Here is a 26,957-nt window from a genome sequence, read left to right on the forward strand (position 1 = left end):
CTGCTCTGGCGCCACCGGGTGCTGCTCGGCCTGGCTGGCTACGCGCTCGGTTTCGCCGCGCTGCTGGTCTGGTGGAACGCCATCGCGCCGTCAGCGACCCGCGACTGGAGCCCCGACGTGGCCAAGCTCGCCACCGGCCGGGTCGAGGGCGACGTCCTGCTCATGGACCAGGTGCGCGACTTCACCTGGCGCAGCGACGAGGACTTCGACGTGCGTTGGCAGGCACAACGCTATGACCTTTCCCGACTGGAGTCCGTCGACTTCGTCACGTCCTACTGGGGGATGCCGGCGATCGCCCATGTGCTGGTGTCTTTCGGTTTCGGCGACGGCCGTTTCCTGACCTTCTCTGTGGAAATCCGCAAGGAGAAGGGCGAAAGCTATTCGTCGCTGGCCGGCTTCTTCAAACAGTACGAACTGAGCATCATCGCCGCCGAAGAGCGGGATATCGTCGCGGTACGCACCAACGTGCGTGGCGAGGACGATTACCTGTACCGCGTGGACCTGCCGCGCGAGGACATCCGCCAACTGCTGCTGGCGTACGTCGAACAGGCCAATGAGCTGCAGCGGGAACCGCGCTGGTACAACAGCGCCACCGCCAACTGCACGACGCTGGTGTTCCAGATGATGCAGAAGATCGTCGGCGGCCTGCCGCTGGATTACCGGTTGCTGCTCAGCGGCTACCTGCCCGGCTACGTGATGGAACAGGGCGGCCTGCAACCGGGGCTGTCGCTGGAACAGCTGCGCGAGCGCGGGCGGATCACCGAGCGGGCCAAGCAGGCGGCCGGGCGGGCGGACTTTTCCCAGGCGATCCGCCAGGGTGTGCCGGGCTGGTAGGGCGGCGGTAGGGTGGGCTTCAGCCCACCCTTTCTCGGCGAAACATCGGCGTATCGGTGGGCTGAAGCCCACCCTACGGTGCTGCGCGAGCGCGGGCGGATCACCGAGCGGGCCAGGCAGGCGGCGGGACGGGCGGACTTCTCCCAGGCGATCCGCCAGGGTGCGCCGGGCTGGTAAAGGGCAGGGCGCAGGGTGGTCGGCACCCTGCGCGGAAGCGCCAGCGCTGCTCAGCGCAGCTCGAAGCCCTGCTGCTTCACGTCCTTCGAGTCCAGGCCGATCTGCAGGTTGAAACGGCCGGCCTCGGCCACGTGCTGGAGTTGCGCGTTGTAGAACTTCAGCTCGTCCTCGTCGATGTCGAAGCGCACCACCTGCTCCTCGCCGGCCTTGAGCATGACCTTGCGGAAATCCTTCAGCTCCTTGACCGGGCGGATCATCGAGGCGGCGATGTCCTGGATGTACAGCTGCACCACGGTTTCGCCGTCACGCGTGCCGGTGTTCTTCAGCGTCACGCTGGCTTCGAGCCGGCCATCGCGCCGCAGCGTGGCACTCGACAGGCTGATGTCGGACAGGCTGAACTGGGTGTAGCTCAGGCCGTAGCCGAACGGGTACAGCGCGCCGTTGGGCTCCTCGAAGTACTGCGAGGTGTAGTTGCCGGGCTTGCCCTCGATGAAGGGCCGGCCGATGCGCAGGTGGTTGTAGTAGGTGGGGATCTGCCCGACCGAGCGCGGGAAGGAGATCGGCAGCTTGCCGGACGGGTTGTAGTCGCCGAACAGCACGTCGGCGATGGCGTTGCCGCCTTCGGTGCCGCTGAACCAGGTCTCCAGGATCGCGTCGGCGTTGGCCTGGGCCCAGTTCAGCTGTAACGGACGGCCGTTCATCAGCACGATCACCAGGGGTTTGCCGGTGGCCTTGAGCGCCTTGAGCAGCGCGCGCTGGCTGGCCGGAATGCTCAGGCTGGTGCGGCTGGAGGACTCGTGGGACATGCCGCGCGACTCGCCCACCGCGGCGACGATGACGTCGGCCTGACGGGCGACCTCCACCGCGTTGGCGATCAGCTCCTTCGGCGGGCGCGGGTCCTGCACCACTTCCGGGGCGTCCCAGTTGAGGAAGTTCAAGTAGTCGACGACGTGCGCATCGTCGGTGACGTTGGCGCCGCGCGCATAGACCACCTGCGCCTTGTCGCCCACCGCGTTGCGCAGGCCCTGGTAGAGGGTGACCGCCTGCATCGGCACGCCGGCGGCGGACCAGCTGCCGAGCATGTCGACCTTGGCATCGCCCAGCGGGCCGATCAGCGCAATCCTGCCCTGCTTCTTCAGCGGCAGCGTCCGGGCCTCGTTCTTCAGCAGCACCATCGACTTGCGCGCCACATCGCGCGCGGCCTCGCGGTGCAGTCGGCTTTCGGCGTTGTTGTCCTGCGGGTCGTCGGTGGCCTTGCCAATGCGCAGGTAGGGGTCGGCGAACAGGCCCATGTCGTACTTGGCGCCGAGCACCTCGCGCACCGCGTTGTCGATTTCCTGCACGCTGACCTCGCCGGATTTCACCAGGCCCGGCAGTTCATCGCGGTACAGTGAGTCGTGCATGGAGAGGTCGATGCCGGCCTTGATCGCCAGCTTGGCGGCCTCGCGCTCGTTGTCGGCGACGCCGTGGTTGATCAGCTCGGTGACCGCGCCGTGGTCGCTCACGGTGACGCCCTTGAAGCCCCATTCCTTGCGCAGCAGGTCGTGCATCAGCCAGGTGTTGGCGGTGGCCGGCACGCCATTGATCGAGTTCAGCGCCACCATCACGCCGCCGCTGCCGGCATCGAGGGCGGCCTTGTAGGGCGGCAGGTACTCCTGGTACATGCGCACCGGGCTCATGTCCACGGTATTGTAGTCGCGACCGCCTTCCACCGCGCCATAGAGGGCGAAGTGCTTGACGCTGGCCATCACGCTGTCGGCGGTGTTCGGCGCGGCGCCCTGGAACGCCTTGACCATGGTGGCGCCGGTCATCGAGACCAGGTGCGGGTCTTCGCCGAAGCCTTCCGAGGTGCGGCCCCAGCGCGGGTCGTGGGTGATGTCGACCATCGGCGCGAAGGTCATGTCGATGCCGTCGGCGGCGGCCTCGATGGCCGAGGTGCGGCCGGCCAGGGCGACCGCCTGCATGTCCCAGCTCGACGCCAGCGCCAGGCTGATCGGGAAGATCGTGCGGTGGCCGTGGACCACGTCGTAGGCGAAGAAGATCGGGATCTTCAGCCGGCTGCTGACTGCGGCATCCTGAAGCGGCCGGTTGTCGGCGCGGGTGACCGTGTTGAAGGTGCCGCCGATGTGCCCGGCGGCGATTTCCTTGAGGATCTGCGGTTGCGGCATGTCCGCGCCGATGCTGATCAGGCGCAGCTGGCCGATCTTTTCCTCGAGGGTCATGCGGCCGATGAGGTCGGCGATGAACGCCTGCTTGTCCTGGGCGGCGGTGGGTTTGACGTCGGCGAATGCCGGTTGAGCGAGGCAGGCCAGAAGCCCAAGCAGATACAGCCTTTTCATTATTCGTTTCTCGGGCCGACGGCAGCGTCGAACGGCGGGCCTGGTAGGGAAATACGGGTGGGTTGGCTGGGCTGCTTTTTATCCGATTGGCGGGCGGCCGAACAGTCCTTTTTCATCCCGCGCCGACCGCCCAACGGCTGCGGGTTGCCCGGGCAGTGCGGATGCGGTTATTGATGGCCGATGAATCCTCCTCGCATCGACTTCGCCGCACCGGCGTACCGCTCACCGACAACCGCTGCCGTCCGTCACGGCCCGTGTCTTCCCTTCATCGCCTGCCTCGCGCTGCTGCTCGCCGGGTGCGGCACGCAGCGGCCGCAGGAGCCGCCGGAGCGCGCCGCCGAGGTGGTGCGCGCGGAGATCGTCCGGCTGATGCCGGCCAGCGTCGCCGACCGCAACGGCTGGGCGGCGGACATCTACACCGCGTTCTCCGCGCAGGAGATTTCCACCAGCACCGAGAACCTCTGCGCGGTGCTGGCGGTGACCGAGCAGGAGTCAACCTTCCAGGCCGACCCGCCGGTGGCCGGGCTGGCGAAGATCGCCCGCGCGGAAATCGACCGCCGCGCCGGCGCGCTGCACGTACCGGGTTTCCTCGTCAGCGCCGCACTGCGCATCGACTCGCCGAATGGCAGGACCTACAGCCAGCGCCTCGCGGCGGTGCGCACGGAAAAGGAACTGAGCGCGATCTTCGACGACTTCATCAGCATGGTGCCCATGGGGCGCCAGCTGTTCGGCGGTCTCAACCCGGTGCACACCGGCGGGCCGATGCAGGTCAGCATCGACTTCGCCCAGGCGCACGCGCGGGGGTATCCGTACCCGGTCGACGGCTCGATCCGCCAGGAAGTGTTCAGCCGCCGCGGCGGGCTGTACTTCGGCACGGCCCATCTGCTCGGCTATCCGGTGAACTACCCCAAACCGCTGTACCGCTTCGCCGACTTCAACGCCGGCTGGTATGCCAGCCGCAACGCCGCGTTCCAGAGCGCGGTGAGCCGGCTGACCGGGATCAAGCTGGCGCTGGACGGCGACCTGCTGCTGCCCAACTCGCCGCTGGCCGGGCAGACCGAGCGCGCGGTGCGCACCCTGGGCAAGCGCCTGGAGATGAGCGACGGCGACATCCGCCGCGCGCTGAACCATGGCGACAGCCTCGATTTCGAGGACACCGACCTCTACCGGCGCGTCTTTGCCCTGGCCGACGCCAAGGCCGGCAAGCCGCTGCCGCGCGCGGTGCTGCCGGGCATCACCCTGGAAAGCCCGAAGATCACCCGCACCCTGACTACCGCCTGGTTCGCCCAGCGCGTCGACGAGCGCTGGAAGCGCTGCATGGCCAGGGCGGGGAAAAACTGACGGGTCGAGCAGGGTGACGAATTTTTGTCGGTTTTCCTGCTGTTGGTCCGTTAGTCCTTGTAACTGATTGGTTACAGGCTACTTTCTCGATCTAGGTACGGCCCGCGAAGGACGGGATACATGGAAGTCGGGAGAGAAAGGTCGACGGCGCTACCGGCCACGGTTCGCCTGATCACCACCAATCCGCTGCTCGGCGAGTTGTTCAAGCATTTCCTCGAGCAGCGCTCGGCCATCGAGCTGCAGGTGGCCGACCTGTCGCGCCTCGCCGAGCCCTCGGCGCTGCGCCTGCTGGACATCGGCAGCCTGTGCCCGGAGCGCCTCGCCGAAGGTGTCGAGCGGCTGCCCGCGCAGGCGCCCATCGCGCTGATCAACGCCCCGCCGGAACTGGCGCTGACCTGGGTCGCGCGCTATCCCGGCATCCGCGGCGTGTTCTCCCCGCAGACCAGCCGCGAGCAGCTGCTGCGTGGCCTCGACGTGCTGCTCGCCGGCCAGGACTGGCTGTCGCGGCCGCTGATGGCCTACCTGGTGCAACGCCTGCGAGCACTGCAACGCCCGTCCAGCGACATGCTCACTTTGCGCGAGCGCGAAATCCTCTGCCTGGTCGGCCGTGGCCTGTCCAACGCCGCCATCGGCCGCGCCCTGTGCCTGAGCCCGCACACGGTGAAGAGCCACATGCACAACCTGCTGCGCAAGACCGGGTCGGCCAATCGCGCCGAGGCCGCCCTGCGTTTCCATGCCGGCTCGCCGGAGTCGCCGTGAGGCGCTGGACGCTGCTGGCCTGGCTGGCGCTAGCGCCCGTCGCCGGGGCCGCTGCCAGTGAGGATCTGATCCAGGGGCTGGTCATCGACAGCACCATTTCGCGCTTCGGCCATGACTTCTACCGCGCCTTCAGCGACCGCCTGGTGGACGCCAGCGAGATGGACTTCAACCTGGTGGTGCGCGAGCGGCCGTCGGCGCGCTGGGGCAGCCTGATCTGGGTCGAGCAGGACCAGCGCGTGCTCTACCGCCAGTTTCTGCAACCGAACGCTTCCCAGGTGACGGATTCGGCCTACGGGGCGGCCGATCAGGTCGTCGAGGCCATCGCGCGCCGGCGACTCGAGGATTTGCTGCAAGACAACACCGACATGGAGAGGGACGAGCTATGACGCGCCATCGCTGCACCTGGCATCTTCGCCTTGGCCTGCTGGCGGCGCTGGCCGGCGGCGCCCAGGCCACGGAACTGGTCTATACGCCGGTCAACCCGTCCTTCGGCGGCAGCCCGCTGAACGGCACCTACCTGCTGAACAACGCGACCGCCCAGGACCGCTACAAGGACCCGGACATCTCCGGCGGCACCCGTCTTTCGGCGCTGGAGCGTTTCACCAGCCAGCTGGAGTCGCGGCTGCTCTCGCAGGTGCTGGCCAACGTCAACGACGGCAGCTCCGGAACTCTGTCCACCGACCAGTTCATCGTCAACATCGTCGACGACTCCGGCACCCTGACCGTGCAGATCACCGATCGCGCCACCGGCGAGATCTCGGAAATTTCCATCAGCGGCTTCAACGCCCCGTGATCAGTCCGCGCGAGACCTCATCCATGAAACCGCATGCGCTCGTCCTCCTGCTGTGCGCCGGCCTGTTCCAGGGCTGCTCGGTTCACGACCCGATGCCCGCCGAGCAGCACGCGGCGCCGACCCTGACCCCGCGCGCCTCGACCTACTACGACCTGCTCGCGCTGCCGCCGCCGAAGGGCCCGCTGGTGGCGGCGGTGTACGGCTTCCGCGACCAGTCCGGGCAGTACAAGCCGAACCCGTCCAGCTCCTTCTCCACCGCGGTGACCCAGGGCGCCGGCAGCATGCTGGTGGACGCCCTGCAAACCAGCGGCTGGTTCATCGTGCTGGAGCGCGAGGGCCTGCAGAACCTGCTCACCGAACGCAAGATCATCCGCGCCACGCAGAACAAGCCGGACCTGCCGGAAAATCTCGAGCAGACGCTGCCGTCGCTGCAGGCCGCCAACCTGCTGCTCGAAGGCGGCATCGTCGCCTACGACACCAACGTGCGCAGCGGCGGGGAGGGCGCGCGCTACCTGGGGATCGGGGTTTCCGAGGAATACCGGGTCGATCAGGTGACGGTGAACCTGCGCGCCATCGATACCCGCAGCGGGCGCGTGCTGGCCAACGTGATGACGTCCAAGACCATCTATTCGGTCGGGCGCCAGGCCGGGGTGTTCAAGTTCATCGAGTTCAAGAAGCTGCTCGAGGCCGAATCCGGCTACACCACCAACGAGCCGGCGCAGCTCTGCGTGCTCTCGGCGATCGAATCCGCGGTGGTCAACCTGATCGCCCAGGGCATCGAGCGGCGGTTGTGGCGGGCGGCCGACGCCAATGCCATCGCGGGTAGTTCGCTGGCGAAATACCTGGAGGCGGCGCCGGGCCGGCCGGCGGTCGCGAAGGCGACGGGGGATTAATCCCTTCGAGGGCTTCACGGGGCGTTTTTTCAGCCGATGGGGCGATACCCGCCAGGTGCCGGAAGAGCGAAGAATTGCGCCGTTCGGGCTCCTGGTTCAGGTGCGGTATGAGTCGATGGCGGGGCATGTGTGGAGCGCTGGCGCTGGCGCTGGGCGGCATCGACGCCGGCGCCGCCGACCTGCTTGACAACGCCGACCTGGCGTCCGGCAGCGAGCTGGCCCGCACTGCCGCCGCCAGTACCGCGCGCATCCAGCAGATCGGCCTAGTCAACCGCGCCGCCATCGGGCAGACCGGCGAGCGCCTCGTCGCCCTCATCCGCCAGACCGGCGCCGCCCAGGAAGCCGCCATCGCCCAGGATGGCGGCGAACTTTCCGCGCAGATCATCCAGACCGGCTACGCCAACCGCGCGCGCATCGACCAGCAGGGCAACGACAACCAGGCCGTGATCCGTCAGCTCGGCGCGTACAACGACGCGCGCATCGAGCAGGTCGGCGACGGCTTCAAAAGCAGCATCACCCAGTTCGGCAATCACCAGAACATGCAGGTCCGCCAATACCGCTGACCGGCACGGACGTCACAACGAGAGAACGGAGAATCCCCATGCGTGTGCTCATCCCCTTCGCTGCCCTGGCTTTCGCCCTGACGGCACCCTGCGTGCTGGCCGACAGCAGCGCGGTCCTCGAACAGAACGGCACCGACAACCAGGCCACGCTGGACCAGGAGGGCAGCGACCACAGCGCCACCCAGACCCAGTACGGCGTGAGCCTGAGCAGCGACATCACCCAGCGCGGCTCCGGGCATACCGCCATCAGCGAGCAGAACGCCTACGACAGCCAGGTGAGCATCGACCAGAGCGGCGCCGGCAACTACGGCGCGGTCTATCAGCTCGGCGGCGAGAGCAACGCCGCGGGCCTGAGCCAGGACGGCTACGCCAACAGCGCCACGCTGCGCCAGGAGTCGTTGAACTTCGACGTGCTGATCGGCAACACCGCGACCATCAGCCAGAGCGGCGCCACCAACACCGCCGACGTGCAGCAGGACGGCGCCGGCAACTGGCTCCAGGCGAGCGCCAGCGGAACCGGCAACAGCCTGCAATCGGTGCAGAGCGGCATCGGCACCTCGGCGACGGTCTATCAGGTCGGCGACAACAACGCGGTGTCGGTGAACCAGGATTTCTCCGGTTCGGCCAGCCTCAGCCAGAACGGCAACGACAACGTGCTGGCCCTGACCCAGGGCGGCCTGGAGAATCCCCGGGCGACGTTGAGCCAGACCGGCGACGGCAACCAGATGGAGGCGAACGTCCAGTTCAAGTTCAACGCCCTGGAATTCGCCCAGGAAGGAGACGGCAACAGCCTGTTCGTCGACCAGAGCGGCCGCAACGGCAGCGCCAGCGGCTCTTCGGCGGGCAACGACAACAGCGCCAGCTTGGTCGTCGACGGCGACGACTACGTGGTCAGCATCGACCAGACCGGCGACGCCAACATCGCCAGCCTGGACAGCGCGGGGATCGGCAACCTCGCCAGCATCGTTCAGACCGGCTCGACCAACCAGGCCAGCATCAGCCAGTCCGGCGGCTTCGACACCTTCACGCCGCAGACCGCGCGGATCACCCAGACCGGCGACGGCAACATCGCCAGCATCGTCCAGCACTGACGGTGCGCGGCTACTGCGCGGCGGTGCTGCTGGGCTGCGCCGCGCTGGCGGCGGCGACGGGCGCGCCGCAGCTGCGTCTGCAGCCGCTACCGCCGGGCCACGCCGAACTCGAACTGTGCTTTCCCGACCTCGGCGGGCCGTTGCGTTTCGAGCTGGAAGTCGATGCGACGGGCGCCGCCGGCACCACCCGCAGCCGCCAGCGCGGTGAGCTCCCCGCGGGCCAGCCCGGCTGCCCGCTGCGCAACCGCCTGAGCGCCGCCCCCGGCACGCGTATCGATGCCCTCCTGCGCTGGTGGGTAGGCGACGCCGCGCCCCAGGCGCTGAGTACCTCGCTCGATCTCTGACGAAAAGCCCACCTGAAGGTGGGCTTTTCGTCAGCGGCCACTGCCGGCGTCACTCGTGGGAAACCCGTCGGAGGAAATCCTGCATCCGCTCGTTGGTTGGATTGCTGAGAATTTCACGAGAGGTGCCCTGGGCGACGATCATGCCTTTCTCGAGGAACAGCGTGCGATCGGAGACGGCGCGGGCGAAACCCATCTCGTGGGTCACCACGATCATCGTCAGGCCTTCCTGCGCCAGCGACTTCATCACCCCGAGCACTTCGCCGACCAGCTCCGGATCGAGCGCCGAGGTCGGTTCGTCGAAGAGGATCGCCTTGGGCTCCATCGCCAGCGCGCGGGCGATGGCTACGCGCTGCTGCTGGCCGCCGGACAGCTCGGTGGGATAGGCATCGTGCTTGGCCGCCAGGCCGACCCGGTCGAGCAGCTCGCGGCCGCGTCCGAGCGCGACGTCGCGCTTGACATGGTTGACGTAGATCGGCCCTTCGATGACGTTCTCCAGCACCGTGCGGTGGGGGAACAGGTTGAAGCGCTGGAACACCATGCTGACGCTGCGGCGGATCTCGCGAATGCTCCTGGCGCTGCTGTCGACCTTCACGCCGTCGATGCTGATGGTGCCGCCGTCGTAGCTTTCCAGGCCGTTGATGCAGCGCAGCACGGTGGATTTGCCCGAGCCGGAGGGGCCGATCAGGCAGACCACTTCGCCACGCTCGATGGTGGCGCTGACGCCATGCAGCACCTTCTGGCTGCCGAAGGATTTGGTGATGCTGTCGATGACGATCATCGCGTACCCCGCTTGTACTTGCGCTCGAGCAGACTGGCCAGGCCCATCAACGGCAGGCTCAGGCAGAGATACATGAGGGCCACCAGGGTGAACACTGTGGCGCTCTGGAAAGAGGAAGCGGCGATCAGCTTGCCCTGCATGGACAGCTCCACCACGGTGATGATCGAGGTCTGCGAGGAATCCTTGAGCAGCAGGATCATGTTGTTGCTGTAGGGCGGCAGGGCAATCTTGAACGCCTGCGGCAGCACCACCCGGCGCATCATCAGCGTGCGCGACATGCCCAGCGAATTGGCCGCCTCGAGTTGCCCGGCGTCCACCGCCTCGATACCCGAGCGGAAGACTTCCGCCATGTAGGCCGAATAGGCCAGGCCGAGGCCTATGAAACCGGCCTGGAAGGCACTCAGTTGCACGCCCATTTCCGGCATCACGAAGTACAGGTAGAACAGGATGACGATGATCGGGACGCCGCGGATCAGGTTGGTGATGGTCTTCGAGCCGCCCGCCAGGATCGGCACGCCGGAAACCCGCAGGAACGCCCAGACCAGCCCCAGCAGCGAGGCGAACGCCAGCGCGCACAGGGTAATGGCGATGGTCATCCACACGCCTTGCAGCAGAATCGGCAGGAAGCGCAGGGCATCGCTAAAAAAGCCATCGAACATGGCGTAACTCCTTTGCTGCGGCGCCCGTTGCGGGCGCCGGACTAGCGGATCACGGGGTGATTTCCCACTTCTTCAGGATGCCGTCGAGGGTGCCGTCGGCCTTGAGCTCGGCGATGCCCTTGTTCACCCGGGCGAGGAGGTCGGCGTTGCCCTTGCGCACGGCGATGCCGATGGCGATGCGGATCTGCTTCTGATAATCCTCGGCGACGTGCAGGTCCTTCGCGCCGGACTGCTTGACCGTGTAGCGCATCACCGGGCCGTCGCCGATGGCCGCGTCGAGGCGGCCGAGGGCCACTTCGCGGATCATGTCGGACATGCTTTCGTACATGCGCAGTTCCTTGAGGCCCTTGGCCGCCTGCATCGGCTCCACCATCACCGTGCCGGTCTGCACGCCGACCACCTTGCCCGCGAAGTCCGCCGCGCTCTTGTAGGTGCCGTCGCCGCGGTACACCACCTCCTCGCTGTAGGCGAAGAGTTCGTCGGAGAAGTCGACGACCTTGGCGCGCGCCGGGTTGATCGCGAAGGCGGAGCTGATCAGGTCGATCTTCTGCGTCTGCAGCGACGGCACCAGGCCGGCGAAGGGGATCGCCTGCAGCTCGGGGGTGAAGCCGAGTTTCTGGCCGAGCGCCTGGGCGATGTCGATCATCACGCCCTGCAGGCTGTTGCTCTGCGTGTCGAGGTAGTTGAAGGGCACCGCGGTGGGTGTCGCGCCCACCTTGAGCGTGTCCGCCTGGACGGTACCGATCAGCGCGGGAACGGCGAGGGCGGCGCAGGCCGCATATTTCAGCAAGGCATTCATTCGGGCGTAGCTCCTGATTGAGAACGGCAGCATCGATAGGGGTGGCGTCCGCCTTGTGGCCGGCGGATCACGGGTCACAGGGCGGCGGTGACGATGATCTCCACCAGCAGGTCGGGGCTTGCCAGGCGCGCCTGGCAGGTGGCACGGGCCGGTGCGGCGTCAGCTGCGACCCAGGCATCCCAGACTTCGTTCATCCCGGCGAAGTCCCTGTCGATGTCCTTAAGCCAGATCTGTGCGCTGAGCAGGCGGCTCTTGTCGGTCCCGGCGTCGGTCAGGAAACCGTCCAGGCGCGCCAGCACGTCGGCGGTCTGCGCGCGGATGTCGCCGCTACGGTCGGTGGCGATCACCCCGGCCAGGTAGACGGTGCCGTTGTGGACGACCGCGCGGCTCATGCGCGCGCCGCTATCGTGACGGGTAATGCTCATGTGTGTTCCTCATCGTGAGTGAGTGGAAGGGCTGGATGCCGCGCCGTGGAAGCGCGACAGCGAAAACGGCGCCAGGCGTCGGGCCTGGGCTGGGTCGCCGATCGCCGCGGCGATCAACCGGCCGGTGGGGGCGGATCCGGTCAGGCCGAGGTGCCCGTGACCGAAGGCGCACCACAGGCCGCCGTGGCCGGGCACCGGGCCGATCACCGGCAGCGAATCGGGCAGGCAGGGCCTGTGGCCCATCCAGGATTCCCGCTCGCGGGTGTCCAGGCCGGGCAGGCCGGCTTCGGCATGCTCGGCCAGCAGCGCGGCGCGGCGCTCGCTGGGCAGTCGTTGCAGGCCGCCGAATTCCACCGTGCCGGCGACCCGCAGGCCGTCCTCCATCGGCGTGATGAACACCTTGCGGTCGGCGAGCACGACGATCCGGGAGAGCGAAACTCCCGGCCGGAGGAGCTTCAGGTGATAGCCGCGCTGCGATTCCAGCGGCACCTTCAGGTTCAGCGTGGCGAGCAGTTCGGCGGACCAGGCACCGGCGGCGAGTACCACCTGGCGCGCCGCGTAGGAGGCTCCGTCGCCGTGGAGCCGCCAGCCAGTCTCCTGCGCCTGCAGGCGCCTGATCGAGGTGCGGACGAATTCCACGCCGCGAGCTTTCAGGTGATCGGCGAGGGCCGTGGCGTAGCGCTGCGGATTGGCGACCCAGGGCTGCTCGGGCAGGTAGTAGCCGACGCGGTATTCCGCGCCCACGGCGGGCTCCATCGCGTGGATACGCGCCGCATCGATGCGTTCGAGGCGCAGGCCGTGCTCGCGTTTGAGTGCCCAGCCGGCGGCGTCCTTGTCCATCGCCTCGGCGTTTGGGTAAAGGTGGATCTGCCCGCTGTCGACGATCAGCTCGGGATGGCCGATCTCCGCTGCCAGCGCGCGGTGGCAGGCCACCGCATCTCCGATCAACTGGTGCAGCGCCTCGGCGATGCGTGCCACCCGATCGGGCCGCGCGGCGAGCACGAAGCGCGTCATCCAGGGCGCGACCCGCAGCAGGTAGTCTGCCGGCACGTACAGCGGACCGCGGCGATCCATCAGCATGCCCGGCGCGCTGCGCAGGATGCCGGGCATCGCCAGCGGAGCCACCGCGCCGGAAGCCAGCGAGCCGGCATTGCCCGACGAGCAGCCGGCGCCGGCGTCCTGCGGATCGATCACCACCACGGCGTGGCCGGCCTTGCGCAGGTAATGCGCGGTGCACAGACCCACGATCCCGGCGCCGATCACGGCGATCCTGTTCAACCCATCTGCGTGCATTCGATATGTCCATCCGGCACTGAACCCATGACCGGAGTATCGGTGTGCGCCAGACGGACATTCAATAGTTTGGGATCGTTTAACAATCGATGAATATCGCATAGCGATATTCTTGAGTATGCTCGCCACACGCCTCGATGCAGGCGTCGACCTTTTTCATTTCGCAGGAACGACCATGAGCCGAGAGGATTCGTCGCTATTCGTGCAGTCGCTGGCCACCGGGCTGGCGGTTCTGGACGCGTTCGATGCCGAGCATGCCTCGATGAACCTGCCGGAGATCGCGCAGACCGTGGGCATCTCGCGCAGTGCCGCGCAACGCTTCGCCTACACCCTCGAAGCCCTCGGGCTGCTGAAGAAGGACGCCCAGAGCAAGCGCTTCTCGCTGTCACCCAAGGCGCTCAACGTCGGCTACCGCTACCTGCAGTCCAACCTGTTGCTGGAGCGCGCCAATCCCTACCTGCTGGACCTCAACCGGGTCACCGGCGAAACCGTCAACCTGGCCGAGCCTGACGGCCTGAACATGGTCTACATCGGCCGCTTTCCCAGTCCGCAGCGCAGCATCGTGCACATGCCGGTGGGGCGCCAGCTGCCGATCTACTGCACCTCTGCCGGCCGCGCCTACCTGTCCGGGCTGGAGGACGAACGGGTGCTGGAGATTCTCGAGGCCTCCGAGCGGCCGCGGCTGACGCCCAACACCGTGACCGACATCGACGCGCTGCTGGCGATGGTCGCCGCGGCGCGCGAGAGCGGGTTTGCCTACAGCATCGAGGAGTTCTACCTCGGCGATCTGGCCCTGGCGGTGCCGCTGTTCGATGTGCGCGGGCGGCCGGTGGCGGCGCTCAACATCTCGGTATCCACCGCGTTCTGGAGCTTGGAAAAGGCCCTGGCCGAGCTGGTGCCGCAACTGCTGCACACGGCCAACCTGATCTCCACCAAGCGGCCCAACCAGAAGCTGATGGAGCCTTTCCACATCGGCTACGGCATGGCCCGCTGAACGGCGCGGAAAACCCGAGAGCTTCGCCGCGCCAACCGGCATGCGCGGGCCATGTGGTCGCCTCGTGTGAACAGGAGGAGCGATCGAGCGGTCAGCTGTAGCGACTCCCCATAAGCGAGAACCCCATGAACCGACTCTTCGACAAGACCGCTGAACAGAACGTCCACGGCTGGGAACGCGGCGCCTCGCTGGCGGCCGGGCTGGTGTTGCTCGGCAAAGGCGCGCGGCGCGGTGGGCTGGGCGGGCTGCTGGCGATGGCGCTGGGCGGTGCGGCGCTCGTCCGTGGCCTGACCGGGCGCTGCGAAGCCAAGCGCCTGCTCGAGCAGCAGCCGCCGGCCGCGACGCCGGATGTGCAGCGTTACGCCCACATGCCGATGGATTCCGAGGTGCACAGCCCGGACTTCGAGGATGCCGACGTCGAATTGCCCAACAGCACGCCGATGGGCCACGAAGCGCGTCCCGGCCAGCCCTGATCCCGCCCGCGCCGAATCGCGGACAGCCGAAAGCGCGCCGTGAGGCGCGCTTCGGGTGTGCGTGGATGAAGCCGGTCACGGCATCTGCGGCAGTTCCTGCGCGCGCAGATCGAAGACCAGTACCTCGGCGCCTTCGCCGTGGCTCAGGGTCAGCTCGCGGGTGTCGCGCAGCCGTACACCGTCGCCCTGCCGCAGTTGCACGCCGTTGAGCTCGACGCTGCCGCGCGCCACGTGAACGTAGGCGTAGCGGTCTTCGTCCAGGGTCAGGCGTGCCTGCTCATCGCCTTCGAACAGCCCGGCGTAGACCCGCGCGTTCTGGCGCACCTGCAGCGAACCGCTGGCGCCATCCGGCGAGATGATCAGCCGCAGTTGGCCGCGTTTGCTGGCCTCGTCGAAATGCTGCTGCTGGTAGCGCGGTTGCGCGCCACGCCGATCCGGCACGATCCAGATTTGCAGGAAATGCACCGGGTTGGCCGCCGAATGGTTGTATTCGCTGTGGCTCACGCCGGTGCCGGCGCTCATCAGTTGCACGTCCCCCGGGCGGATCACCGAACCGGTGCCGAGGCTGTCCTGGTGCTCCAGCTCGCCTTCCAGCACGTAGGAGAAGATCTCCATGTCGCGGTGCGGGTGCTGGCCGAAGCCGCGGGCGGGCGCCACGGTGTCGTCGTTGATCACCAGCAGGTCGGAGAAACCCTGCTCGCGCGGGTCGCGGTAGTTGGCGAACGAGAAGGTGTGGAAGGACTGCAGCCAGCCATGGTTGGCGCGGCCACGATCGGTGGATTTGCGGATTGCCAGCATGATGATTCTCCTCGGTTGAGGCGGCGCCGAAGGAAGCTTCCGCGCTGCGATGGGAGAGATACTACTGTCCTTTATCGATCAGATTAACGACCTGAAAATGGAATGATTGTCTCGTTTGGATTGACAGTAATTCGCCCCGACGCTTCTTCATCGTTGCGACGTGCCGATCGACGCGATTCGGCGCGCGCAATACAGCACATCCGTCCAATCGCGAGTCCGTCGCCCTGCGCATAGTGGAAACCCTCGTCCGGGCCCATTCGCCCGTCGCGGGCAACGGTGGTCGTATGCCGGCCGCATCTTTCATTCCTGCAGGAGAGGCGCACGTGAACCGCATGCATTGGCCGCCCCGGCCCGACCTCGGTCTGCTTTGCCTGCGCCTCTGCGGTGCTTTCCTGTTGCTGGCGGTGCACGGCCTGCCCAAGGCACTGAATTTCCGCGCCTCGCTGCTCACCATCGAGGACCCGCTGCACCTCGGCGCCTACCCCACGCTGCTGGCCGCGATCGCCGCCGAGGTGCTTTGCCCGCTGCTCATCGCGGTGGGCTGGTTCACCCGTCTGGCCTGCCTGCCGGTGATCTTCCTGCTGCTGGTCGCGCTGCTCTTCGTGCATCCCGAATGGACGCTGGAGCAGGGCCAGTTCGGCTGGCTGCTGGTCGCGATCTTCTTCAGCCTCGCGGTGGCCGGGCCGGGGCGTCATTCGCTGGACGCACACCTCGCTCGCCGGCAGCGCCGCGCGTATTCCCTGGCAGGAGGCCGCTCCCCATGAGCAGCGTCGATCTCAACGATGTCGTCACCCTGGTCATCCAGCACAAGGTGCGTCCGGGGCAACGGCCCGGTTACGAGGCCTGGCTCAAGCGCGCGGTGGCGGCGGCCAAGGAGCAGAGCGGCCATCTGGGGGTGAACGTCATTCGCCCGCAAACCGAGGAGGGGCCCTTCACCACGGTGATCCGTTTCGCCGAGGCCTGGCAGCTCAACGACTGGATCGCCTCGGACCGGCGGCGCCTGCTGATCGAGGAGGTGCTGCCGCTGCTGGAGGATGGCGATCATCCGGAAGTGCACGCCGATGCCGAATTCTGGTTCACCCCGCCGCACCCGGACGTGCGCCAGCCGCCGAAGTGGAAGCAAGCGGTGCTCACCTACCTGGTGATCTGCCCGCTGACGATGCTGATTCCGCCGCTCTGGCAGCCGCTGTGGCAGCGCTACCCGGTACTCGGCGGCGTGGTCCCGAGCAACATGCTGGTGACCCTGTGCATCGTGGTGCCCGTGGTCTACCTGATCATGCCCTACGTCAGCCGCTGTTGCGCCGGCTGGCTCAACGCACGCTGATCCGGCCGCGCTGACGGCCACCCTCGTGTCATCAAACACAACAGAGAGGAACCCACCATGAGCACATTCACTACCCGCGACGGCACCGAGATCTATTTCAAGGACTGGGGCAGCGGCAAGCCCGTGCTGTTCAGTCACGGCTGGCCGCTGGATGCGGACATGTGGGAATACCAGATGGAGTACCTGAGCAGCCGCGGCTACCGCACCATCGCCTTCGACCGTCGCGGGTTCGGCCGTTCCAGCCAGCCGTGGGAAGGTTACGACTACGACACCTTCGCCGACGACATCGCCCAACTGATCGAGCACCTCGACCTGCGCGACGTGACCCTGGTGGGCTTCTCCATGGGCGGCGGCGACGTCAGCCGCTACATCGGCCGCCACGGCACCTCCCGCGTGGCCAAACTGGCGCTGCTCGGCGCGGTGACGCCGATCTTCGGCAGGACGGCGGATTATCCGCAGGGCGTCGACCCGTCGGTGTTCGCCGGGATTCGCGACGGGCTGCTCAAGGACCGCGCGCAGTTCATCGCCGATTTCGCCACGCCGTTCTACGGCATCGACAAGGGCCAGAAGGTCTCCGACGGCGTGCTCACCCAGACCCTGAACATCGCGCTGCTGGCCTCGCTGAAGGGCACCGTGGATTGCGTCACCGCCTTCTCGGAAACCGATTTCCGCGGCGACCTGGCCAAGGTCGACGTGCCGACCCTGGTGATCCATGGCGACGGCGACGCCATCGTCCCGTTCGAGACCACCGGCAAGGTCGCCGCGCAGTTGATCAAGGGCGCCGAGCTGAAGGTGTATCCGGGTGCGCCGCATGGTTTCGCCGTGACCCACACGCAACGGCTCAACGAAGACCTGTTGGCGTTCCTCGCCGGCTGATTCGGAGGAGGCGCCGCATGACGTCCGATCCGAAGGACCCCAAACGCCGCCAGATCGTCGCCGCCGGCAGCCTGCTGGGGGCGGCCGGCGCTCTCTGGTCCGCCCTCCCTTTCGCCGGACGTGCCGGCTACGCATTCGGAGCGAACATGAACAATGCCGATCTGATCCTGTTCAACGGCAAATTCCACACCGTCGACCGCGAACGGCCGCAGGCCACGGCCGTGGCGATCAAGGACGGCCGCTTCATCGCGGTCGGCAGCGACGCCGAAGCCATGGCCACCAAGGGCGCGGGCACGAAGGTCATCGACCTGCGCAAGCGCACCGCGATTCCCGGCCTCAACGACTCGCACCTGCACCTGATTCGTGGCGGCCTGAACTACAACCTGGAGCTGCGCTGGGAAGGCGTGCCCTCGCTGGCCGATGCGCTGCGCATGCTCAAGGACCAGGCCGAGCGCACGCCCGCGCCGCAGTGGGTGAGGGTGGTGGGCGGCTGGAACGAGTTCCAGTTCGCCGAGAAGCGCATGCCGACCCTGGCCGAGCTGAACCAGGCGGCGCCGGATACCCCGGTGTTCATCCTCCACCTGTACGACCGCGCCTTGCTCAACCGCGCCGCGCTGAAGGTGGTCGGCTACACCAGGGACACGCCGAACCCGCCGGGTGGCGAGATCCAGCGCGATGCCAACGGCGAGCCCACCGGCATGCTGATCGCCCGGCCGAACGCGATGATCCTCTACTCGACCCTGGCCAAGGGGCCCAAGCTGCCGCTGGAATACCAGGTCAACTCGACCCGCCAGTTCATGCGCGAGCTCAATCGCCTCGGCCTGACCAGCGCCATCGACGCCGGCGGCGGTTTCCAGAACTACCCGGACGACTACGCGGTGATCGAGCAACTGGCCCGCGAGGACCAGTTGACCGTGCGCATCGCCTACAACCTGTTCACCCAGAAGCCCAAGGAAGAGCTGACCGACTTCAAGAACTGGACCGGCAGCGTCACGCTGCACCAGGGCGATGACATGCTGCGGCACAACGGCGCCGGCGAAATGCTGGTGTTCTCCGCCGCCGACTTCGAGGACTTCCTCGAGCCGCGGCCGGACCTGCCGCCGGGCATGGAGGCCGATCTGGAGCCGGTGGTGCGCCACCTGGTCGAACAGCGCTGGCCGTTCCGCCTGCATGCCACCTACAACGAATCCATCTCGCGCATGCTCGACGTGTTCGAGAAGGTCAACCGCGATATCCCGTTCAACGGCCTGCCGTGGTTCTTTGACCACGCCGAGACCATCACCCCACAGAACATCGAGCGCGTGAAGGCGCTCGGCGGTGGTATCGCCATCCAGGACCGCATGGCGTTCCAGGGCGAGTACTTCGTCGACCGCTACGGCAAGCAGGCGGCGCAGAGCACGCCGCCGATCAAGCGCATGCTCGCCGAGGGGCTGCCGGTGGGCGCCGGCACCGACGCCACCCGCGTCTCCAGCTACAACCCCTGGACCTCGCTCTACTGGCTGGTCAGCGGCCGCACCGTCGGCGGCCTGGCGCTGTACGAGGAAGGCCTGCCGCGCGAGACCGCGTTGCAGCTGTTCACCCAGGGCAGCGCCTGGTTCTCGTCGGAGCAGGGCAAGAAGGGGCAGATCAAGGTCGGCCAACTGGCGGACGTCGCCGTGCTGTCGCAGGACTTCTTCTCGGTCGAGGAGGAGGCCATCAAGCACATCGAGTCGCTGCTCACCGTGGTCGGCGGCAAGGTCGTCTACGGCGCCGGCGAGTTCGACGGGCACGGCATTGCGCCGCTACCGGTGATGCCGGACTGGTCGCCGGTGGTCAAGGTGCCCGGCCATTGGCGTCCGGCCTCGCCGTTGCAGGCCCAAGTGCACCAGTGCGCCGGCCCTTGCGGGGTGCACGCCCACGGCCACGACAAGGTGCGCACGGCGAACGTGCCGGTGAGCGACTTCGCCGGCTTCTGGGGCGCGTTCGGCTGCTCGTGCTTCAGCTTCTAGTCCCTGGGAACGGTGGGCTGAAGCCCACCCTACCTGTTCTCGCGGCGCCTCGATGGGTGTACCGGTATCTGCCGCGCCACGGTTCGCAGGATGGGTCGAGGCGCGCAGCGACGATACCCATCGCGGTGCGGCGTTGGCCGATGGGTGTCGCGGCACTCGCCCCTTTTTTATCGAAACCGATCGCTTTTTTTTTACGAGACCTCTCCATGGACAGCACCCTCAAACCGACCAGTGCCAGCCCCTGGAGCCCGCTGAAGCTGTCGGTGTTCCGCTGGCTGTGGCTGGCCAGCATCGCGTCGAACATCGGCACCTGGATGCACGAGGTCGGCGCCGGCTGGCTGATGACTTCGCTCTCGGCCAGCCCGCTGGCGGTGGCGCTGGTGCAGGTCGCCGGCGCCTTGCCGATGTTCTTCCTCGCGCTACCGGCCGGCGCGCTGGCGGACATCGTCGACAAGCGCCGCTACCTGCTCGTCGTCCAGTTGTGGATGGCCGGCGTGGCGGTGCTGCTCGCCAGCCTGACCCTGCTCGGCCTGATGAACGTGCCGTTGCTGCTGGTGCTGACCCTGGCGATGGGCATCGGCACCGCGCTGATGATGCCGGCCTGGTCGGCGCTCACGCCGGAACTGGTGGGCAAGGACGAACTGCCGGCGGCGGTGGCGCTGTCGAGCCTGGGGATGAACGTGGCGCGGGCCATCGGTCCGGCCGTCGCCGGGGTGCTGGTCAGCCTCAGCGGCCCCTGGCTGACCTTCGCCCTCAATGCGCTCTCGTTCTTCGCCGTGATCGGCGCGCTGTATGCCTGGAAGCGCACGCCGACGCCGAGCATCCTGCCCGCCGAGCGGCTGTTCGGCGCGGTACGCCTGGGCATCCGCTACGCGCGCAGCGCCCGGCCGTTGCAGGCGGTGCTGGTGCGCACCATGGCGTTCTTCGTCGGCTCCAGCGCCGGCATGGCGCTGTTGCCGCTGCTGGTGCGCAGCGAGCTGAAAGGCACCGCAGCCGACTTCGGCATCCTGCTGGGCTGCGTCGGCCTCGGCGCGGTCGGCGGCGCGGTGCTGTTGCCGAAGCTACGCCAGCGCCTGCGCGGCGACCTGATCGTCGCCGGGGCCAGCGCGCTGTATGCCGGCGTGCTGTTCTGCCTGGCGTTCATCCGCGAGTTCGCCCTGCTGATTCCGGTGACGCTGATCAGCGGCGCGGCCTGGATCGCCGTGCTGTCGAGCCTGCAGGTGGCCGCGCAGACCTCCGTGCCGAGCTGGGTGCGGGCGCGTGCGCTGGCGGTGTACATCCTGGTGTTCTTCGGCTGCAGCGCGGCGGGCAGCCTGCTGTGGGGCTCGCTGGCCAGCAGGGCATCGCTGGCGGTGGCGCTGGCGGGCGGCGGCAGCCTGTTGCTGCTGGGCATCCTGGCGTCCTGGCGTTTCCGCCTGCCGGTCACCGCCTCGGACGACCTCGCGCCGTCGCTGCACTGGCCGGCGCCGGTCCTCGACGACGCGCTGGACCGCGAGCGCGGCCCGGTGATGGTCACCCTGGAGTACGACATCCCGGTGGAGCATGCCGCCGCCTTCGGCGAGGCGATGCTGGCGGTGCGCGCGATGCGCCGGCGCAACGGCGCGCTGTCCTGGGGGCTGCTGCAGGACAGCGAGCGACCGCAGGTGTGGCAGGAATTCTTCTTCGATGCGTCCTGGCTCGAACACCTGCGCCACCATGGCCGGGTGACCGTGGCCGAGCAGCGCATCGAGCAGAACGCGCGGCAGTACCAGCGCGACGGCGTGGCGGTGAAAATTCGCCACCTGCTCGGGGCTGCGCCATGATCGGCGCCTGTCGCCATGCGGGCAAAGGGAGGCCGCGATGAACCGTAACGACCTGCGCAAGGTGGACTTGCAGCTGCTGGTGGTGTTCGAAAGCCTGATGCACGAACGCAACCTCACGCGCACCGCGGAAAAGCTGTTCCTCGGCCAGCCGGCGATCAGCGCGTCGCTGCTGCGTCTGCGGGATTTCTTCAACGATCCGCTGTTCGTCCGCAATGGCCGCGAGATGGAGCCGACGCCGCGCGCGCTGGAAATCTTCCGCCGCCTGCCGGGCGCGCTGGATGGCGTGTCCCAGGCGATCAGCGAGGTCCGCGACTTCGCCCCGGAAAGCAGCGACGCGGTGTTCCGCATCGGCATGTCCGACGACGTCGAATGCGGGCTGCTGCCGCAATTGCTCGCCCACTTGCGCCAGGCGGCGCCGGGTTGCGTGATGGTGGTGCGCGCCGCGAACTTCCTGCTGCTGCCCGGGCTGCTGTCCACCGGCGAGATTTCCATCGGCATCAGCTACACCACGCAACTGCCGGCCAACGCCAAGTGCCGCACCTTGCGCAACATCCGCGCACGGGTGCTGCGCGCCGACGACGGCACGCCGCCGCTCACGCTGGACGACTACTGCGCGCGGCCGCACGCGCTGGTGTCGATGTCCGGCGATCTGTGCGGCAACATCGACCAGGACCTCGCGCGCCTAGGGCGCTGCCGCAAGGTGTCGCTGGCGGTGCCGCACTTCGTCGGTCTCGGCGCCCTGCTCAGGGGCTCGGACCTGATCGCTACGGTGCCGGATTACGCGGCCGAGGCACTGGTCCTCGGTGGCGGCCTGCGTGAAGAGGAACCCCCGTTCGAGATCGTGCCGTCCAAGCTGACCATGGTCTGGCGCGCCGCCCAGGACCAGGACCCCGCCGAGCGCTGGCTGCGCCAGCAGATCGTGCAGTTCATGAGCGCCGCCGGCGACTGATCGCGGGCGCCTGCGCCCGTGGGCAAACCTCGTACCCCTCTTTAGTGGGGCTGCTCGGCAACACCGCCTCGCCTGTCAATCCTGCCGCCGGGCTCGGATAATGGCCGCCAGGTTCGTTGCAGGGGGCGAAGGTGTCCGAGGCAGGTGTATGACGAAGACGGTCGGGATCGTGCTGTTCCCCGATATGCTGATGCTCGATGTGGCGGGGCCCATCGAGGTGTTCTCCATCGCCAACCGTTTTCTGAAACCGGGCGACTGCTACCGGATCACCACCATCGCCTTCGGCGATCGCGCGGTGCGCTGCTCCAACGGCATCGTCGTGCAGGCGGAAGTGCTCGGCGAACAGGCGAGCGGCGGCTACGACGTGTTGCTGGTGCCCGGCGGGCCGGGTGCCTACGGCGGCGTGCACGGCGAACTCTGCGCCTGGCTGGCCGGCGCCGCACGCGCCTCGCGGCGCTACGGGGCGATCTGCACCGGCGCCTTCATCCTCGGCGAGGCGGGTTTGCTCGACGATCAGCGGGTGACCACCCACTGGCATTATCTGGAGCGACTGGCGCGGCGCTTCCCGCGGGCGCGGGTCGAGGCCGACAAGATCTTCATCGCCGACGGCGGGCTGCTCAGCTCCGGCGGCGTGACCGCGGGCATCGACCTGGCGCTGTCGATCCTCACCGACGACCACGGCAAGAAGCTCGCCCTGGATGTCGCCAAGGTGCTGCTGGTGGTGATGAAGCGCCAGGGCGGCCAGGCGCAGTTCAGCCCGCTGCTGCCGGAAGCGCTGCCGAATTCCTCGCCCGTCGCGCTGGTTCAGCAGTACGTCATTGAGCACATCCAGGAGCCGTTCAGCGTCGAGCGCATGGCCGGCCTGGCGAACATGGGCGCGCGCAATTTCGCCCGGGTGTTCGCCCGCGAGGTGAACATGACGCCCATGGAATTCGTCCTCAGCGCGCGTATCGACTGCGCGAGAAACCTGCTGGAGACCAGTGACCTGCCGCTGAAGACGGTCGCCTTCAGGAGCGGTTTCGGCAGCACCCGGCACATGCGCTGCCTGTTCAACGAACGCCTCGGGCTGACGCCGGTGCAGTACCGCTACCAGTTCGGCTAATGGCGCTTTGCTGGCCATCGCCGGCGTCGCATCCGGTTTGGCAGTTTCGCGCACTCAGTTGGCAGTTCCGCTTCCCTCGCCGCCGTTTGCTTGTCGGCCAGAGTTGGGAAAATACGGCCATCGCAGAGAAAGGAGGAGCGCGCCGCGTCGGCAGGGCACGCTTTACAGCAGTGAAACAAGGCGAGCCTGGCCGGGCCACAGCGCCCACTGGCCATGCACGATTTCAATATGTCCCCCGAGGAGAAGGGCCTGCGCTTCGGCCGCTTCGTACTCTATCCGCAGCGGCGTCTGCTGCTCGATGGCGATCGCCCGCTGCGCATCGGCGGGCGTGCGCTGGACATTCTCCTGGTGCTGGTGGAAAGCGCCGGCAAGATCGTCAGCAAGGAGGCGATCATCTCCCGCGTCTGGCCGCGCACCTTCGTCGAGGAAATCAACCTTCGCGTGCACATCTCCGCGCTGCGTCGCGCGCTGGGAACCTGTCCGGAAGCGCGCCACTACATCGCCAACGTGCGCCAGCGCGGCTACAGCTTCGTCGCCTACGTCGAGCAGGTGAACAACGGCGGCGTGCAACTGTTGCCCTTTCGCAGCGAACTGCCGGTGCGCCTGACCCGCATCGAAGGCCGCGACCCGCTGATCGAGGAGATGCAGCGCAAGGTTGCTTCGCGCCGGCTGATCTCCATCGTCGGGCCCGGCGGGGTCGGCAAGACCACGGTGGCGTTGCGCGTCGCCCAGCAGTCGCTCGGGCGCTTCCGCGACGGCGTGCGCTTCATCGACCTGTCGACGCTGGAGGCGGCGGAGCAACTGCCGTCGAAGGTCGCCACCGAGCTGGGCCTCGAGACCGGCGAGGGTGAGCCGCTGGCGCGGATCGCCGAATTCCTCCGCGAGCGGCAGATGTTGCTGGTATTGGACAACTGCGAGCACCTGATCGACGGCTGCGCCAGTCTGGCCGAGGACCTGCTGCGCGCCGGGCCGGCGGTTTCGATCATCACCACCAGCCGCGAGTCGCTGCGCACCGAGGGCGAGTACGTCCAGCCACTGGCCGCGCTGGAGGTGCCACCGGCACGCAGCCGCCTCGGTGTGCGCGAGGCGCTGCGCTATCCGGCGTTCCGCCTGTTCGTTCGCCGGGCCAAGGCGCGTCAGGCGGATTTCGTCCTGCAGGCCGCGGACGTCCGGCGCATCGGCGAAATATGCCGGCGCCTGGGCGGCATGCCGCTGGCGCTCGAGCTGGCGGCGGCGCAGGTCGATGCGCAGGGCTGCGTCGGTGTTCTCGCCTGGCTGGACGGCCCCGCCTACCTCGACGCCCTCGGCCGACGTACCGCGCCGGCCCGGCAGCAGACCCTGCGCGCCTCGCTGGACTGGAGCTTCGCCCTGCTGGACGACGAGGAGCGCGGCTGCCTGCTGGCGCTGGCGGCGCTGGATGACGGCGTGACGCTCGCCGAGCTGGCGTGCGCGGCCTCGATGGACGAGCCGCGGGCGTCGGCAAGCCTTTCCCGGCTGCTGGCGAAGTCGCTGATCTCGGTGGAGGCCTATGGCGCGGCGGCGCGTTACCGGATGTCGCTGTGCCTGCGGGTCTATCTGCGCGAGAAGCTCGCCGGCGCGCCGTCCTGAGCCTTGCGGCGGCGCGCTCAGGCGCGCAGGCGATGGGTGATCTGGGCGATCTGCTGCAAGGCCAGGGCGCCATGGCGTTTCCAGGCCAGCGGCGTAGAGCCGACCATGCGCACGAACACCCGGCAGAAATGCGCCTGATCGAAGAAGCCGCATTCCATGCTGATCGCGGTGAGCGTCAGGTCCGACTTCAGCAGCAGCGTCTTCGCCTTCTCCACCCGTTGATGGCGCAGCCAGTCGTGGGGCGACTGGCGGGTGCTTTCCTTGAATTTGCGGGTGAAGTGGCTGCGCGATAGCGCGCAGGCCTCGGCCAGCCGAGTGACGGTGATCCCGGCGTCGAGGTGGGCGAGGATCAGCTCCTTGGCGATCCGTTCCTGCCAGGGTGCCAGGCCGCCGATGCCGGGCAGCGGGTGGTCGGTGAGTGTTTCGCCATGGGCGAGAGTCGTGTGCAGGGTTCTGTTCATCGCGATACCCGTTCGAGCGGTTTTACGCCAGAGGCTGGCACGGCTGCCCGCTACACCGTTTGGGCGGAGCAGGTGATAGCGATTCTCAAGCGAGGGGCCAGCAAGAACGAGTTGCGTATTGTTAATTAAGGTTAAGGGCGGAACCGCCGGCGAGGCGGCCGCACGGCCGGTCACGCAGCGGCACGGGCGTACAATTCAGGCCGCGGGAAGTCTGCAAGAGTGGCCAGTCCGATCCCGCAGATGACCGCGCCATGCTCTCCACTCGACTGGTTTTTCCACCCCTGTTCTGGCTGTGCTGCATGAGCCCGGCGCATGCCGGTGGCGACCCGGATGCGACCCGCCTGCAGGTGCTCGGCCGCAACTTCTACCTCGACACCGACAACCACGGTGCGCTCGGCGCCGACAACCGCGAATGGGCGCAGGGATTCATCGCGCGCTTCGAGTCCGCGTTCACCCCCGGCGTGGTGGGCGTCGGCGTGGATGCCCACGGGTTCGCCGGGTTTCGCCTGGACAGCGGGCGCGGGCGTTCCGGCACCGGGCTGTTGCCGGTGGACGACGAGGGGCGGGCGGCGACGGATTACTCGGATGCGGGCCTGGCGCTCAAGCTGCGTGCCGCCGACATGCGCCTCAGCCTGGGCGAGATGGAGGTGGAAACACCGGTTTTCGATACCGCCGACAAGCGCCTGCAGCCGGAGTACGCCAGCGGTGCGCTGTTGCAGGGGACGGTGCAGGGCTACGACTGGTCGGCGGGGCGTTTCCATGCCTTCAAGAACCAGAACGAAACGAGCTCGGACAGCGATTTCGACGGCTACGGGGCCAGTACCCGCGGCTCCTCGATCAGCTTCGCCGGAATCCAATCGCCAGGCAGCGAACCCTGGGGCGGCGCGCTCTATGCCGGCTCGCTCAGCGACACCTGGAATGAGCTCTATGCCAACCTGCACCAGCGCACCGACTTCGCCGCCGGGCGTTCCTTCAGCTGGACGCTGGATGCCTATCGCACCCGCGACACCGGCAGCGCCAAGGCCGGCGCCATCGACACCCTGGCCTGGAGCCTGTTCGGAAAACTGACCCTGGGCGCCCAGGCGTTCGCGCTCGGCTACCAGAAGATCCACGGCGATACGCCGTTCGATTTCGTCGGCGGCGACTCCATCTACCTCGCCAACGCGATCAAGTACGCCGACTTCAACGGGCCCAACGAACGCTCGCTGCAGGCGCGCTACGACCTCGACCTGGCCGCGCTGTTGCCCGGCCTGACCTTCATGGCGCGCTACGTTCGCGGCAGCGATATCGACGGCACGCACGCCCCGCTGGACGGCGCCTACACCCGCTTCGACGCGCAACTCCAGCAACAGGTGCCGACGCAGGGCAAGGGCGGCAAGCACTGGGAGCGCGACCTCGACCTGGCTTACCGCGTCGCCTCCGGCCCGGCGGCGGGCACGCTGCTGCACTTCACCTACGTCAGCCACCGGACCAACGCGGCCCAGGCAGGAAGGG

The 26,957-nt window shown here is 67.8% G+C and carries 28 protein-coding genes; 20 read left to right on the forward strand and 8 right to left on the reverse strand.

The window, feature by feature from the left end; genetic code table 11:
• The coding region (locus B3E91_RS15395) for a DUF4105 domain-containing protein (RefSeq protein WP_287030292.1) at positions 1-834 on the forward strand (834 nt) is incomplete at its 5' end.
• A gap of 227 nt (positions 835-1,061) precedes the next feature.
• Here the strand turns inward: B3E91_RS15395 and bglX are convergent.
• Positions 1,062-3,350 (reverse strand): beta-glucosidase BglX, encoded by a 2,289-nt coding sequence (bglX, locus tag B3E91_RS15400; protein ID WP_287030293.1) that lies wholly within the window; start codon positions 3,348-3,350, stop codon positions 1,062-1,064.
• A 180-nt stretch (positions 3,351-3,530) separates the two neighbouring features.
• Here bglX and B3E91_RS15405 point away from each other — a divergent pair, with 180 nt between their 5' ends.
• From B3E91_RS15405 to B3E91_RS15440, 8 genes are all read left to right on the forward strand, one after another.
• On the forward strand, positions 3,531-4,691 hold the full coding sequence (locus B3E91_RS15405; protein ID WP_287030294.1) for a DUF1615 domain-containing protein: 1,161 nt from the start codon (positions 3,531-3,533) through the stop codon (positions 4,689-4,691).
• A gap of 120 nt (positions 4,692-4,811) precedes the next feature.
• Positions 4,812-5,450, forward strand: a complete 639-nt coding sequence (locus B3E91_RS15410) for a response regulator transcription factor (RefSeq protein ID WP_090228230.1) — start codon at positions 4,812-4,814, stop codon at positions 5,448-5,450.
• The gene (csgE, locus tag B3E91_RS15415) at positions 5,447-5,836 is read left to right on the forward strand and encodes a curli production assembly/transport protein CsgE (RefSeq protein WP_414708275.1); all 390 of its coding nucleotides are present in this window, start codon (positions 5,447-5,449) and stop codon (positions 5,834-5,836) included. Before B3E91_RS15410 ends, csgE begins: the two co-directional genes overlap by 4 nt.
• Complete coding sequence (locus B3E91_RS15420; protein ID WP_090228228.1) at positions 5,833-6,243, forward strand: curli assembly protein CsgF; 411 nt, start codon at positions 5,833-5,835, stop codon at positions 6,241-6,243. The genes csgE and B3E91_RS15420 overlap by 4 nt, the downstream gene beginning before the upstream one ends.
• 23 nt (positions 6,244-6,266) lie before the next feature.
• Positions 6,267-7,136 (forward strand): CsgG/HfaB family protein, encoded by an 870-nt coding sequence (locus B3E91_RS15425; RefSeq protein ID WP_090228225.1) that lies wholly within the window; start codon positions 6,267-6,269, stop codon positions 7,134-7,136.
• A 107-nt stretch (positions 7,137-7,243) separates the two neighbouring features.
• Positions 7,244-7,699, forward strand: a complete 456-nt coding sequence (locus B3E91_RS15430; protein ID WP_287030299.1) for a curli fiber surface-exposed nucleator CsgB — start codon at positions 7,244-7,246, stop codon at positions 7,697-7,699.
• A 38-nt stretch (positions 7,700-7,737) separates the two neighbouring features.
• On the forward strand, positions 7,738-8,790 hold the full coding sequence (locus B3E91_RS15435; RefSeq protein WP_287030300.1) for a hypothetical protein: 1,053 nt from the start codon (positions 7,738-7,740) through the stop codon (positions 8,788-8,790).
• A gap of 2 nt (positions 8,791-8,792) precedes the next feature.
• Complete coding sequence (locus B3E91_RS15440; protein WP_287030301.1) at positions 8,793-9,134, forward strand: hypothetical protein; 342 nt, start codon at positions 8,793-8,795, stop codon at positions 9,132-9,134.
• Between the two features lie 49 nt (positions 9,135-9,183).
• Here B3E91_RS15440 and B3E91_RS15445 read toward each other — a convergent pair whose 3' ends face one another.
• The 5 genes from B3E91_RS15445 to B3E91_RS15465 all read right to left on the reverse strand — a co-directional run bounded on the left by B3E91_RS15445 (position 9,184) and on the right by B3E91_RS15465 (position 13,088).
• A complete protein-coding gene (locus B3E91_RS15445; protein WP_287030302.1) occupies positions 9,184-9,912 on the reverse strand; it encodes an amino acid ABC transporter ATP-binding protein in 729 nt (242 codons plus the stop codon).
• A complete protein-coding gene (locus tag B3E91_RS15450; RefSeq protein ID WP_090228213.1) occupies positions 9,909-10,571 on the reverse strand; it encodes an amino acid ABC transporter permease in 663 nt (220 codons plus the stop codon). The genes B3E91_RS15445 and B3E91_RS15450 overlap by 4 nt, the downstream gene beginning before the upstream one ends.
• 49 nt (positions 10,572-10,620) lie before the next feature.
• Positions 10,621-11,370, reverse strand: a complete 750-nt coding sequence (locus tag B3E91_RS15455) for a substrate-binding periplasmic protein (RefSeq protein WP_175534348.1) — start codon at positions 11,368-11,370, stop codon at positions 10,621-10,623.
• Positions 11,371-11,444: 74 nt separating this feature from the next.
• Positions 11,445-11,795 (reverse strand): RidA family protein, encoded by a 351-nt coding sequence (locus B3E91_RS15460; RefSeq protein ID WP_282342166.1) that lies wholly within the window; start codon positions 11,793-11,795, stop codon positions 11,445-11,447.
• Positions 11,796-11,804: 9 nt separating this feature from the next.
• A complete protein-coding gene (locus tag B3E91_RS15465; protein ID WP_287030309.1) occupies positions 11,805-13,088 on the reverse strand; it encodes an NAD(P)/FAD-dependent oxidoreductase in 1,284 nt (427 codons plus the stop codon).
• Positions 13,089-13,263: 175 nt separating this feature from the next.
• On the opposite strand from B3E91_RS15465, the gene B3E91_RS15470 reads away from it, so the two are divergent.
• Positions 13,264-14,082 (forward strand): IclR family transcriptional regulator, encoded by an 819-nt coding sequence (locus B3E91_RS15470; protein WP_287030311.1) that lies wholly within the window; start codon positions 13,264-13,266, stop codon positions 14,080-14,082.
• A 125-nt stretch (positions 14,083-14,207) separates the two neighbouring features.
• Complete coding sequence (locus tag B3E91_RS15475) at positions 14,208-14,555, forward strand: YgaP-like transmembrane domain (protein ID WP_287030312.1); 348 nt, start codon at positions 14,208-14,210, stop codon at positions 14,553-14,555.
• A gap of 75 nt (positions 14,556-14,630) precedes the next feature.
• Here the strand turns inward: B3E91_RS15475 and B3E91_RS15480 are convergent, their stop codons facing one another.
• On the reverse strand, positions 14,631-15,353 hold the full coding sequence (locus tag B3E91_RS15480) for a pirin family protein (protein ID WP_287030314.1): 723 nt from the start codon (positions 15,351-15,353) through the stop codon (positions 14,631-14,633).
• A 332-nt stretch (positions 15,354-15,685) separates the two neighbouring features.
• Between B3E91_RS15480 and B3E91_RS15485 the strand changes: the two genes are divergently transcribed.
• From B3E91_RS15485 to B3E91_RS15520, 8 genes are all read left to right on the forward strand, one after another.
• Positions 15,686-16,117, forward strand: a complete 432-nt coding sequence (locus B3E91_RS15485) for a DoxX family protein (protein WP_287030329.1) — start codon at positions 15,686-15,688, stop codon at positions 16,115-16,117.
• Positions 16,114-16,677: an antibiotic biosynthesis monooxygenase gene (locus B3E91_RS15490; RefSeq protein WP_287030316.1), complete on the forward strand. Its 564-nt coding sequence runs from the start codon at positions 16,114-16,116 to the stop codon at positions 16,675-16,677. Before B3E91_RS15485 ends, B3E91_RS15490 begins: the two co-directional genes overlap by 4 nt.
• A gap of 57 nt (positions 16,678-16,734) precedes the next feature.
• The gene (locus B3E91_RS15495) at positions 16,735-17,553 is read left to right on the forward strand and encodes an alpha/beta fold hydrolase (protein WP_090228191.1); all 819 of its coding nucleotides are present in this window, start codon (positions 16,735-16,737) and stop codon (positions 17,551-17,553) included.
• Between the two features lie 146 nt (positions 17,554-17,699).
• Positions 17,700-19,541 carry an amidohydrolase gene (locus tag B3E91_RS15500; RefSeq protein WP_287030330.1) on the forward strand — a complete coding sequence of 614 codons (1,842 nt, stop codon included), beginning with the start codon at positions 17,700-17,702 and terminating at the stop codon, positions 19,539-19,541.
• 206 nt (positions 19,542-19,747) lie between these two features.
• Positions 19,748-21,343 carry an MFS transporter gene (locus B3E91_RS15505; protein ID WP_287030318.1) on the forward strand — a complete coding sequence of 532 codons (1,596 nt, stop codon included), beginning with the start codon at positions 19,748-19,750 and terminating at the stop codon, positions 21,341-21,343.
• Between the two features lie 37 nt (positions 21,344-21,380).
• Entirely contained in the window at positions 21,381-22,292 is a 912-nt protein-coding gene (locus tag B3E91_RS15510) for a LysR family transcriptional regulator (protein ID WP_090228184.1), read from the forward strand.
• 148 nt (positions 22,293-22,440) lie between these two features.
• Positions 22,441-23,394, forward strand: a complete 954-nt coding sequence (locus tag B3E91_RS15515; RefSeq protein WP_090228181.1) for a GlxA family transcriptional regulator — start codon at positions 22,441-22,443, stop codon at positions 23,392-23,394.
• A 228-nt stretch (positions 23,395-23,622) separates the two neighbouring features.
• Entirely contained in the window at positions 23,623-25,002 is a 1,380-nt protein-coding gene (locus B3E91_RS15520; RefSeq protein ID WP_287030326.1) for an ATP-binding protein, read from the forward strand.
• Between the two features lie 17 nt (positions 25,003-25,019).
• Here B3E91_RS15520 and B3E91_RS15525 read toward each other — a convergent pair whose 3' ends face one another.
• A complete protein-coding gene (locus B3E91_RS15525; RefSeq protein WP_090228174.1) occupies positions 25,020-25,463 on the reverse strand; it encodes a helix-turn-helix domain-containing protein in 444 nt (147 codons plus the stop codon).
• A 251-nt stretch (positions 25,464-25,714) separates the two neighbouring features.
• Here B3E91_RS15525 and B3E91_RS15530 point away from each other — a divergent pair.
• The coding region (locus B3E91_RS15530; RefSeq protein WP_287030327.1) for an OprD family outer membrane porin at positions 25,715-26,957 on the forward strand (1,243 nt) is incomplete at its 3' end.

The sequence above is a fragment of the Pseudomonas sp. UBA6310 genome (genome assembly GCF_002438225.1).
Classification (GTDB): domain Bacteria; phylum Pseudomonadota; class Gammaproteobacteria; order Pseudomonadales; family Pseudomonadaceae; genus Pseudomonas_O; species Pseudomonas_O kuykendallii.